The 10,871-nt window shown below is 64.2% G+C and carries 11 protein-coding genes and 1 riboswitch; of the genes, 7 read left to right on the top strand and 4 right to left on the bottom strand.

Features of this window, described 5'->3' with window-relative positions; all coding sequences use genetic code 11:
• The 5 genes from VN004_RS07205 to VN004_RS07185 form a co-directional block, all read left to right on the top strand.
• The coding region (locus VN004_RS07205) for an efflux RND transporter permease subunit (protein ID WP_325608434.1) at positions 1 to 1,185 on the top strand (1,185 nt) is incomplete at its 5' end.
• Complete coding sequence (locus tag VN004_RS07200) at positions 1,186 to 3,483, top strand: xanthine dehydrogenase family protein molybdopterin-binding subunit (RefSeq protein WP_325608432.1); 2,298 nt, start codon at positions 1,186 to 1,188, stop codon at positions 3,481 to 3,483. It abuts the gene before it with no gap.
• A 136-nt stretch (positions 3,484 to 3,619) separates the two neighbouring features.
• Positions 3,620 to 4,060 (top strand): cytochrome c, encoded by a 441-nt coding sequence (locus VN004_RS07195; protein WP_325608430.1) that lies wholly within the window; start codon positions 3,620 to 3,622, stop codon positions 4,058 to 4,060.
• 109 nt (positions 4,061 to 4,169) lie between these two features.
• Complete coding sequence (locus VN004_RS07190; protein ID WP_325608428.1) at positions 4,170 to 5,084, top strand: cytochrome c; 915 nt, start codon at positions 4,170 to 4,172, stop codon at positions 5,082 to 5,084.
• Positions 5,085 to 5,247: 163 nt separating this feature from the next.
• Positions 5,248 to 6,165, top strand: a complete 918-nt coding sequence (locus VN004_RS07185; RefSeq protein ID WP_325608426.1) for a DMT family transporter — start codon at positions 5,248 to 5,250, stop codon at positions 6,163 to 6,165.
• A 3-nt stretch (positions 6,166 to 6,168) separates the two neighbouring features.
• On the opposite strand, the gene VN004_RS07180 is transcribed toward VN004_RS07185, so the two are convergent.
• The 4 genes from VN004_RS07180 to VN004_RS07165 all read right to left on the bottom strand — a co-directional run bounded on the left by VN004_RS07180 (position 6,169) and on the right by VN004_RS07165 (position 9,318).
• Complete coding sequence (locus VN004_RS07180) at positions 6,169 to 6,405, bottom strand: Lrp/AsnC family transcriptional regulator (protein ID WP_325608424.1); 237 nt, start codon at positions 6,403 to 6,405, stop codon at positions 6,169 to 6,171.
• A gap of 77 nt (positions 6,406 to 6,482) precedes the next feature.
• Positions 6,483 to 7,070: a HupE/UreJ family protein gene (locus tag VN004_RS07175; RefSeq protein ID WP_325608422.1), complete on the bottom strand. Its 588-nt coding sequence runs from the start codon at positions 7,068 to 7,070 to the stop codon at positions 6,483 to 6,485.
• A complete protein-coding gene (locus tag VN004_RS07170) occupies positions 7,067 to 7,648 on the bottom strand; it encodes a HupE/UreJ family protein (RefSeq protein ID WP_325608420.1) in 582 nt (193 codons plus the stop codon). Before VN004_RS07170 ends, VN004_RS07175 begins: the two co-directional genes overlap by 4 nt.
• Positions 7,649 to 7,650: 2 nt before the next feature.
• Complete coding sequence (locus VN004_RS07165) at positions 7,651 to 9,318, bottom strand: FAD-dependent oxidoreductase (protein ID WP_325608418.1); 1,668 nt, start codon at positions 9,316 to 9,318, stop codon at positions 7,651 to 7,653.
• Positions 9,319 to 9,419: 101 nt separating this feature from the next.
• Here VN004_RS07165 and VN004_RS07160 point away from each other — a divergent pair, with 101 nt between their 5' ends.
• On the top strand, positions 9,420 to 10,397 hold the full coding sequence (locus tag VN004_RS07160; RefSeq protein ID WP_325608417.1) for a tripartite tricarboxylate transporter substrate binding protein: 978 nt from the start codon (positions 9,420 to 9,422) through the stop codon (positions 10,395 to 10,397).
• Positions 10,398 to 10,475: 78 nt separating this feature from the next.
• A riboswitch (TPP riboswitch) is annotated at positions 10,476 to 10,591 on the top strand.
• On the top strand, positions 10,583 to 10,871 hold a 289-nt coding region (locus VN004_RS07155), incomplete at its 3' end, for a hydroxyethylthiazole kinase (protein ID WP_325608415.1). Its footprint overlaps the riboswitch before it by 9 nt.

Below are 10,871 nucleotides of genomic sequence, written 5' to 3'. Positions count from 1 at the left end.
GTGCAGCCGCCGCCGGTGCAGGGCATCGGCAATGCCGGCGGTTTCCGCATGATGGTGGAGGATCGTGCGGGCCGCGGACCCCAGGCCTTGCAGGAAGCGGTCGGCGCGATGCAGGCCCGGGCGGCAACGACGCCCGGATTGATGCAGGTGTTCTCGCTGTTTGAGGTGTCCACCCCGCAGCTTTATCTCGACATCGATCGCACCAGGGCGCAGCTTCTTGGCGTGCAGCTCCCGGACGTCTTTGCGGCGCTGCAGGTCAATATCGGATCGCTCTACGTCAACGACTTCAACCTCTTCGGCCGGACGTTCCGCGTCCAGGCGCAGGCCGCGGCGCCGTATCGCCTCGAGCCGCGGGATATCCTCAATCTGCGCGTCCGCAACGCGGAAGGCGCCACCGTGCCGATCGGCTCGTTCACAACGATCCGCGACATCACCGGCCCGTATCGTGTGCCGCGCTACAATCTCTATCCTGCGGCCGAGCTCGACGGCGCGGCGGCGCCCGGCTTCTCGCAAGGTCAAGCGATCCAGATCATGGAGAAGCTTGCCGCCGAGGTGCTGCCCGCCGGCTTTTCATATGAATGGACCACGCTTGCCTTCCAGCAAATCCGCGCCGGCGACACCGCGATGTTCGCCTTCATCCTCGCGGTTGTGTTCGTGTTCCTAGTGCTGGCCGCGCAATACGAGAGCCTGACATTGCCGCTGGCGGTGATCATGATCGTGCCGATGTGTCTGATCGCATCGATCACCGGTGTGGTCTGGGCGGGGCAGGATAACAACATCCTCACGCAGGTCGGCTTCATCGTCCTGATCGGGCTCGCGGCCAAGAACGCAATTCTGATCGTCGAATTCGCCAAGCAGCTCGAAGAGCAGGGGCGCGACCGCTGGAGGGCCGCCGAGGAAGCGGCCGAGCTGCGGCTGCGTCCGATCCTGATGACGTCGCTGGCCTTCACGCTCGGCGTGCTTCCGCTCGCGATCGCTGTCGGCGCGGGCGCCGAGCTTCGTCAGGCGCTCGGTGTCGCCGTGGTCTCCGGCATGATCGGTGTCACGATCTTCGGGCTACTGTTTACGCCCGCCTTCTACGTCATGGTCCGCTGGATCGAGGACCGCTTCGCGAGACGAAAGGCGTCGCAGGGGGCCGATTCCGTGCCAACGGATACGGACACCGCACCGGCCGGGAAACACTGAATGAAATTCGGAGTCGGTCAGCCCCTCACGCGCAAGGAAGATGACCGGCTGATCCGCGGATCGGGGCGCTACATTGCGGATTTCGCGCCTGCGGATTGCGGGCACGCGGTGGTGGTCCGCTCGCCCCATGCGCATGCCCGGTTCGCTATCGCCGACAAGCGGCGTGCCGAAAGCATGCCGGGCGTGCGCGTTATCCTGACCGGACCCGATATCCGGCATCTTGGTCTGATGCCGTGCGTGGTCGGGGTGCCGGGACAGACGATGATCGTGCCACCTTGCCCGGTTCTCGCGCAGGATGAGGTGCATCATGTCGGCGATGCGGTGGCCTTCGTGGTCGCCGACACGCTCGATCAGGCGCGCGATGCCGCGGAAGCGTTGTCGCTCGATTGGGAACCACTCCCTCATGTGATCGGCGCGGAGGCCGCGCTCGCGGACGGCGCAAAGCTGGTTTGGCCCGACCGGCCGGGCAATCTCGCGTTTGAAGTCACGATCGGCGATGCCCGCAAGACCGAGAGCGCTTTTGCCAAAGCGGCGCACATCGTCAGCGTGAAACTGGTGAACCAGCGTCTCGTCACCAACTACCTCGACACCCGAGGCGTGGTCGCGCAATACGATGCGGCGCGCGATCATTACACGCTGACGCTCGGCAGTCAGGGCAGCCACGCCATTCGCGACGTGATCGGCGTGCAGGTTATGGGCCTCGATCCGCAACAGATGCGGGTGATTACGCCTGATGTCGGCGGCGGGTTCGGAACCAAGCTGTTCCCCTATCGCGAATATGCTCTGGCCGCCGTTGCCGCGCAACGAACAGGCAAGCCGGTGAAATGGGTTGCCGACCGCACCGAGCATTTCCTCGGCGACACGCAGGGTCGCGACAACATCACGACCGCGCGGCTCGCGCTCGATGCGGATGGACGGTTTCTGGCGCTCGACGTCGACACCATCGCCGACATGGGCGCCTATCTTTCGACCTACGCGCCTTTCATCCCTTATATCGGCGCCGGCATGCTGCCCGGCGTCTACGATATCCCGGCCTGCTTTGCGCGCATCCGTGCGGCCTATACCAACACCGTTCCGGTGGACGCCTATCGCGGCGCCGGACGACCCGAGGCGTCATACGTGATCGAGCGTCTGGTCGATGCCGCAGCGCGCGAGACGGGTATCGCGCCCGATGCCTTGCGGCGGCTGAATTTCATCAGACCCGAGCAGATGCCTTACCGGACCGCCACGGGCAAAACCTACGACACCGGCGAGTTCGACGGCCAGATGACGCGCGCGCTTGACCTCGCCGAATGGCGCGGCTTTCCGGCGCGTGCGGCGAAAGCGAGAGAGCGTAACCTCCTGAGGGGCATCGGGCTAGCGACCTACATCGAAGCCTGCGGTGGAAACGGGCCGGATACAGCAACGCTTTCACTCGAACGGGACGGCACGATTCGTCTGCATGTCGGGACCCAGACGACCGGGCAGGGGCACGACACCGCATTTTCCCAGATCATCGCGGATCACCTACGCGTGCCACCCGAGCGCGTGATGATGTTGCAGGGCGACACCGAACGAATCGAGACGGGGACGGGCACCGGCGGCTCGAGCTCGATTCCGGCCGGCGGCAATTCTGTCGCGATGGCCGCTGAAAAACTTGCCGCGCAGCTCAGGGAGATCGCCGCCGATCTGCTCGAGGCTGCGCCACGCGATCTGGAGTTTTCAGATGGCGCAATTCGGATCGCAGGCACCGACCGCGCGATTGCACTGGCTGATCTTGCCGACCACGCGAAGGCGACGCCGGAGAAGCTGCGCGCGGCTGACGCCTTCGTTCCGAAGGCGTCGACCTATCCCAACGGCACCCATGTGGTGGAAGTCGAGATCGACGAAGCGACCGGGCATATCGACATTGTCCGCTACGTCATCGTCGACGACTTCGGCGTATCGCTCAATCCGTTGTTGCTGGAAGGTCAGGTCCACGGAGGAACGGTGCAGGGCATTGGGCAGGCCCTTATGGAGGAGACCGTCTATGACTCCTCCGGCCAGCTCATCACCGCGAGCCTGATGGATTACGCCCTGCCGCGTGCGGCGGACATGCCCGTATTCACATTCGAAACGCGAAATGTTCCCTGCAAGAGCAATCCGCTCGGTGCGAAGGGGGCAGGTGAGGCGGGCGCCATCGGATCGTGTCCCGCGGTCATGAATGCGATTCTCGATGCGCTATGGCGTGCCTATGGGATCGATCACCTCGACATGCCGGCAACGCCGCAGCGCGTGTGGCATGCGATCCAACAGAAGCGAGCGAGCGCTGCGGCGTGAACGGATCACGGCTTCGTGATGCGCCAATCTTGGCGTGTGAATGGCGGCCGTGTAGTTTTTAGGAATAACAATCAACCGGCCGGGTTCACTGGTCACCTGCCCTTCGCGATTTCTTCTACAAAACACGGGAGTTCCCATGCTTGTTCGCACCGCAGTCTGCGCCGCCCTTGCCGTCGCCTTGAGTGCCAGCGCCGTGATCGCCCAGTCGAAGGCCATCGCGGAGCGCAAAGACATCATGAAGGGAGTGGGTGCGGCGGCTAAGACCGGTGCTGCCATGGCGCGCGGTTCGGCACCGTACGACAACGCCAAGGCGGTCGAGGTGTTCACGATCTACGCCAATGCTGCGGAAAAGATGCCGGGTCTGTTCCCCGACGATTCCAAGACCGGCGGCGAGACGACGGCTTCGCCGAAGATCTGGGAGGACATGGCGGGCTTCAAGGCCGCATTCGCCAAGTTCGCAGAGTCTTCGAAGGCCGCGCAAAGCTCGGTCAAGGACCTCGACAGTTTCAAGGTTGCGTTCGGTGAGGCCGGCAAGCAATGCGGAAGCTGCCACGAGGTTTACCGGATCAAGAAATAACACGGGCGCGACTTGTGTTCTCCGGGCGGCCATCTCCGTGATGCGCCGCCCTTGTCTTTTCGGGACCGCTTCGACCGGCTAACATCAGGGGACACACAGGAAGACCGGTATGCTGCGCAAGCTTGTCCTTCTGGCAATAGTCGCCGGCCTCGTCGGCCTCGCCATCTTCTGGTTCGTCACCATTCCGGCGACTGTGCCCGCCAGTGCGCTCGGCGCCTACACGCCCAATGTCGAGAACGGCAAGGCGCTGTTCTATGCCGGTGGTTGCGCTTCCTGCCATGCCACGATGGGACAGGACGACAAGCACAAGCTCGGTGGCGGCCACCCGCTGCATTCGCCTTTCGGCACGTTCTATGCGCCGAATATCTCGCCGGACCCCAAGGCGGGGATCGGCGCCTGGACCGAGCATCATTTCGTGAATGCGATGCTGAAAGGGACGTCGCCGAACGGATCGCATTATTTCCCGGCCTTCCCGTTCACCTCCTACCGCCTCATGTCGCTGAACGATGTGCGCGACCTGTTTGCGTTCATGAAGACGCTGCCGGCGGTGCAGGACGCCTCCAAGACCCACGACGTGCCGTTCCCGTTCAATCTGCGGCGGCCGCTTGGCGGCTGGAAGATGCTGTTCTTCGAAGACGACACGTTCAAGCCCGATCCGACCAAGTCGGCCCGTTGGAACCGGGGCGCTTATCTCGTCAACGGCCCGGGCCATTGCGCCGAATGCCATTCGCCCCGCAATCTGCTGGGCGGGATCTTGGCCGGGCAGAAATTCGCCGGTGGGCCCAATCCGGAAGGCAAGGGCTGGGTCCCCAACATCACACAGGCGGGCCTGAAAGACTGGTCCGTGGACGACATCGAATATCTGCTCGAGACCGGGACCACGCTTTCCGGGGATACGGTCGGCTCCAACATGGCGCCGGTGATCCGTAACACCTCGCAGCTGTCCAAGGAGGACCGGCTCGCCATGGCGGAGTACCTGAAATCCCTGCCGCCGGTGGAGGGTCCGAAGCGCCCCGGCAAATAACCGCGGTCGCTTTCGCATGGGATTTCGCTTCCGTCGTGGCCTCGTGAGCGAGGCGCATTGACGACATGCGGCGCGCGGCCTTGTGCGGGCCGCCGGTATCGGCGACACGATCTTCGGCTGGACCTCGCCATGCCGGTGCGCGAAGCCGCGTCGTTTGCCCTCCATGAATATCTACAAGGCAATCCTCTTCACGCTGATCTCGTCGCTGTTGTTCGCAGCGATGGCTGCGCTCGTGCGTTTTGCCGGCGAAACAGCTCCGCTCGGACAGGTTGTCTTCTTTCGTGCGGCCTTTGGCGTTGTGCCGATTACGCTGCTGGTCCTGTTTCGCGGCCAATTGAGCCAGATGATTCGGACCCGCCGCGTGCTCGGCCATGGCGGCCGCGGCCTGTTCAGCGTCGGCGGCATGTTCCTGCATTTTGCCTCGCTGGCGCGGCTCCCCGTGGTCGACGCGACGGCCTTCTCATTCGTATCCCCGCTCGCCACCGTCGTGCTCTCGGCCATCTTCCTGAAGGAGCGCGTGCGGATCTATCGCTGGTCGGCGGTCATCCTCGGCTTTGTCGGAGTGCTGGTGATGTTGTGGCCGCATTTCGATCCGTCGCGCTATGCCGGATTTGCGACGACCGCCACGGCCATCGGCGCAATGTGCGGCCTCGCGGGCGCGATCATCAATGCCGGCGCCGTGATCCAGACGCGGCGGCTCACCGATACCGAAACGACCTCGTCGATCGTGTTCTACTTCTCGCTGTTCTGCGCGCTGGCCGGCCTTTCAACGCTGCCGTTCGGCTGGATATGGCCCACGCCCTCGCAGCTTGCCGCCCTGATCGCGACCGGCCTGATCGGCGGCCTGTCGCATATTTTTCTGACCGAATCCTATCGCAACGCCCCGCAATCGATCGTGGCGCCGTTCAACTACACCACGATGCTGTGGGCGCTGGTGATCGGCTATGTTTTCTTCGGCGAGGTGCCGCTGCCGCTGGTTCTGGTCGGCGCCAGCATCATCGCCGTGGCGGGCCTGATAGTCGTCTTTCGCGAACGTCAGCTCGGACGCCGCGACATCGATTCGGCGCCGCCGGCGGCGTGACGATCAGAATGCCTTGAAGGTGATGATGGTCAGCGTGTCCTGGATTCCCGGGATCACCTGAAGCTTCTCGTTGACGAAGTGACCGATGTCGACCGACGGATCGACATAGAACTTCACCAGAAGGTCGTAATGGCCCGCAGTAGAATAGATTTCGGAGGCAATCTCGGCATCGGCGATCGCGTTGGCGACTTCGTAGGATTTGCCCATGTGGCATTTGATCTGGACAAAGAATGGGGTCATCGACGCCTCCGTAAGCCGTGAGCCAATCCAGCAAAAAGGCAGGGCCTTGGCAAGTTCTTGGCAAGTTCTTGGCAAGTTCAAGCCGACAGTCTCAGCGCCAGCACCATGACGGCGCTCGCCGCGATCCAGGACCCGGCAATGCGGACCGCGATGGTTTTGACGGACGGCGGCAATGCAGCGCTGATGCCCGCCGTCGCCGCGAGAATCACGACCGCGGACAGGACGGTTCCGGCAAGCGAGAGCGCGGTTTCGCGCACCGTGAGCACAGATGGGACCGAATCGAACAGGATTGCAGCCGCCATGAGGGCAGCGAGCGCCGCGCAAACTGGAGCGGATAAAGCGAGATTGGCCGCGAGCATCAATCCGGTCACAGCGGCGAGGCACAGGATCAGCGTCTCGGCCCGCGTCGCGCTGTAAGCCATCGCGATCAGCGCGAAGCTCGCCAACGAGGCGATCACAAAGGCGCCGAGCAGTGCGAATTGGGCCCGCCTCCGGAACGCGCCGATGAGGAGGCCGAGCGCAATCAATGCGAGCACATGCGACGGCACGAGCAGGGGATGCAGCAAGCCCCCGGTGAAGCCGCTAGTCCCCGGGATGACGTTGTGTGCCTCCGCGCCGCTGGTTGCGTAACACAGCAAGCCTGCGGCAAGCGCAGCCCGTCTCATATCAGGCGGCCGAGAAAGATCAGTCCTGCAAACGCAATCGCGCCGCCGGCGGCGCGGACCGCGACCCGACCCCCGGGATATTGCGCCAGCAAGCCGAAGCCGATGCCGGCGAGGTGCAAGAGACCGGTCGCAACGACAAACCCCAGCGCATAGGCCAAAGCGTTGGCGCCGGCAGGCAGTTCGGTGCCGTGGGCATGGCCATGAAAGATCGCGAACGCGCCGACCAGAATAGCGGCGACCGCGATGTGGGGCTTTGCCGCGAGGGCGACCATCAGGCCGAGCACCACGGCGGACACCGCAATGCCGATCTCGATCCCCGGCAGCGGAACGCCGAGGATTCCGAGCACGCCGCCCATTGCCATGACCAACGGAAATACCACCGGCAACAGCCAGAGCGCCGGGGCGCCGAGGAAGGTGCCCCAAAGGCCAACGGCGAGCATCGCCGCGATGTGATCGGGGCCGAGCAGGGGATGCATGAACCCCCCGCCAAAGCCGCCGGCCAGTCCCTCGCCGGTATGGGCCGCAGCGGATGACACCGTGAACAGCGTCAGCAGGGCAACGACTGCGGCGCGTCGCATGATCAGGCGGCCTGTCGTGCGGCGGCAACCGCCGCGCCCCGGATCAGGTCGATCAGGGACAGCGGATCGGATGGCCCGCTGTCGCCGCGCCACGCGATGTGCTGGTCCGGCCGGATCAGCGCGAGCTTGTGTGGATAGAGCTCCGCCGCGCTCTCGGCTGGCAGATCCACCACCGTCAGCGGTACGCCACGATGCGCGGCGGCCTGGACCAGACCGTCCACATCCACGGCCTTGTCGAAGCGCAGCAACGAATAATCGGGCCCGAGCAGATCGTAGAGCGACCGGCCATCCGGCAGGAAGAAATGCGGCGCGCGGCAGCCTGGCACGGTGGACGGCGTGAAATCGTACATCGTGTAGGTTGGGTGCTCGCCGTCGTCATAGGCGATGACCGGCGACTGCGCGTAGAAATAGCCGAAATTCAGCCCGCCGCAGCAATACTGGTGCACGTTGAGGTCATAGGCTTCCTTGCCGACGCGGGCACGCACCGCGTCGCCTTCCGGTCCCGGCAGTTCGACTTCGGGCGGTGTCGCCTTGCGCTGGCGCATGTTGTTGAGTGCCATCTCCATGGCAAACTTCGACACCTGCTCGGTGATCGGCTGGCGTTCGCGCTCGTAAGCGTCGAGCAAAGATGCCGGCGCCCAGCCGCGCAAGACTGCCGCGAGCATCCACGACAGATCCATGGCATCGGCGATGCCGGCATTCATGCCGTAGCCCGCATAGGGAATCCACAGATGCGCGGCATCGCCCGCAATGAAGGCGCGGCGATCGCGGAAGCGGTCGGCGACGAGACGCCGTCCGGTCCAGTCCTCCTTCGACACGACTTCGTATTGGAAATCGTCCGGCACGCCGAGAATGGTGCGGATCGCCCAATCGCGGTCGATGGAATCGAATTCGGGCTCGCCTTCATAGAGATGATTGTGAATGAGCCAGGTCTCCTTGCCGTCGATGGCGATGACGGTGCCGCAGCGGCGCGGATTGAGCGACAGATACATCCAGGCTTTCTTGCCCGGCAGCATGTCGAGGAGCTGCGGCGCGCGGATGCAGGTGGATTGCACGCGCTGGATCACCGGCGTGCCGGACAGGGTTGCGCCGATCTTGCGCCGAACCATCGACCGGCTGCCGTCGCAGCCCGCGAGATATTTGGCCTCGATGACGTATGTCTCGCCGCTGTCGAGATCACGCGCAGTGGCGGTGACGTTGTGATCGCCTTGCGAAAAGTCCTCGATAACGGTGCGGTTGAGGATGCGCACACCCGGCATTGCCGCAGCATGGGCGAACATCACCGGCTCAAGGAATGTCTGGTTGATGCGGTGCGGCGGCTCGGGCGTCGGCCACCAGGTGTCCGGTCCTCCGGTCGCCGTATAGCGCTCGTTCCGGGCCGGGATCGGGATGCGCGCAAGCTCTATACCGGTCGAGGTGGTGCGGTAGGATGCGTCGTTCGGATAATCCGCGGGAAGGCCGGTGTCGCGGACCTTCTGCGCAAGGCCGAGACGGCGAAACGTCTCCATGGTCCGCGCCGAAACGTGGTTGCATTTCACGCTCGGCGGTTCGCCGGGATAACGCGTCTCCGCGACGATGGAATCGATCCCCCGCCAGGCGAGATCCATCGCAAGCGTGAGGCCCACTGGGCCACCGCCCACGATCAGAACGCTGGTCTTTTCCTGTCTCATGTCAGCCCGTCGCTAGTTCCAGAGCACCACTTCTATCGTCCCGGCGGATCGCATATCATCGCCCGGCACAGGAGCAAAGATAAGCTCGGGAGGAGCCAAGGATGTCGTTTTTCGCGCGGTTTGCCGCCACAATTGCCGTTGCCTTGCTGTCATCCACAGTCCTCGCTGGGGCGCAGGGCTATCCCAATCGGCCGATCAAATGGATCGTCAGCTTTCCTCCGGGCGGGTCGACGGACGTGGTGGCGCGGGCCATGCTGCCGAGCCTCGAGAAGCGCCTTGGCCAGCCGGTGGTCATCGAAAATCGGGGTGGCGCTGGCGGAAATATCGGCACCGACGCGGTCGCGAAATCCGCACCGGACGGCTACACCATCGGCTTCTCCGCCGCCGGTGCGCTGACGGTCAATCCGACCCTGATGGAGAAAGTGCCCTTCAATGTGGAGAAGGACCTCGTTCCGGTCACGCTGGTCGGCACCTCGCCATTCCTCCTCGTCGCCTCGCCCAAGGCCCCGACGCAGTCCTTGTCCGAGGTGATCGCCGCGGCGAAGGCGAAGCCGGGCGAATTGTCGATCGGGCATGGCGGCAACGGCACCGCCATGCACCTGACGGCGGCCCTGCTCAATCAGATGGGTGGCATCTCCACCACGCTCGTTCCGTATCGCGGCAGCGGGCCTGTGACCGCCGATGTCGTGGCGGGTCATATCCCGCTCGGCATCACCGATGCGCCCTCGGCGATCGGCCAGATCAAGGGCGGCGCGGTGAAGCCGCTCGGCGTCACATCGCTCAAGCGGACCCCCAGCCTGCCGGACGTGCCGACCTTCGACGAACTTGGCCTCAAGGGCTATGAATCGATCGGCTGGTACGGTGTGATCGCTCCCGCAGGGACGCCGCCGGACATCATCGCGAAACTCAACGCGGCCTTCGTCGAGACCCTGAAGGAACCGGAGGTCGCCGAACGCATCCGCAGCGTCGGGGCAGAGCCTTCGCCGATGACACCCGCGCAATTCGATGCCTTCATCAAGGCCGAAACAAAAAAATGGGCGAACGTGATCAAGACGGCCGGCATCAAGGCGTCGCAATAGCGGCAGGCCACAGGGCTTTGCGGTCATTGCCGGAATGACCGCAAACTTGCATCGCCCGCCAATCCGGCCTAGATAGCCATCAATCTCATGGGGTGCGCGGCGGATCGTCCGCCGTGCTGAGAGGCGCATCCGGCGCCAACCCATCGAACCTGATCCGGGTCATGCCGGCGGAGGGAGTGAGAGAGATGCACGCGCCGCAAGGCGATATTTCCCAACGCGTCGATTTGGCCGATTGCGCCGGCGATTTGATTGATCGCCTGCGCAGCCGTCAGCCGCGTGTGCATTGCATCACCAACGCCGTCGCACAGAATTTCACACCGAACGTGCTGCTCGCGGTCGGCGCCCTTCCGTCAATGACGATTTCATCTGACGAGGTGGCGGCCTTCGCCGCGCGGTCGGACGCATTGCTGGTCAATCTCGGTACATTCGATGCGGAACGCCGCGCCGCGGTGAATGCCGCGCTCGCCGAAGTGA

This window comes from Pseudorhodoplanes sp. (genome assembly GCF_035565855.1).
GTDB lineage: Bacteria > Pseudomonadota > Alphaproteobacteria > Rhizobiales > Xanthobacteraceae > Pseudorhodoplanes.
Note: the sequence above shows the minus strand (reverse complement) of the source record. Positions and strands in the feature narration are given on the sequence as shown.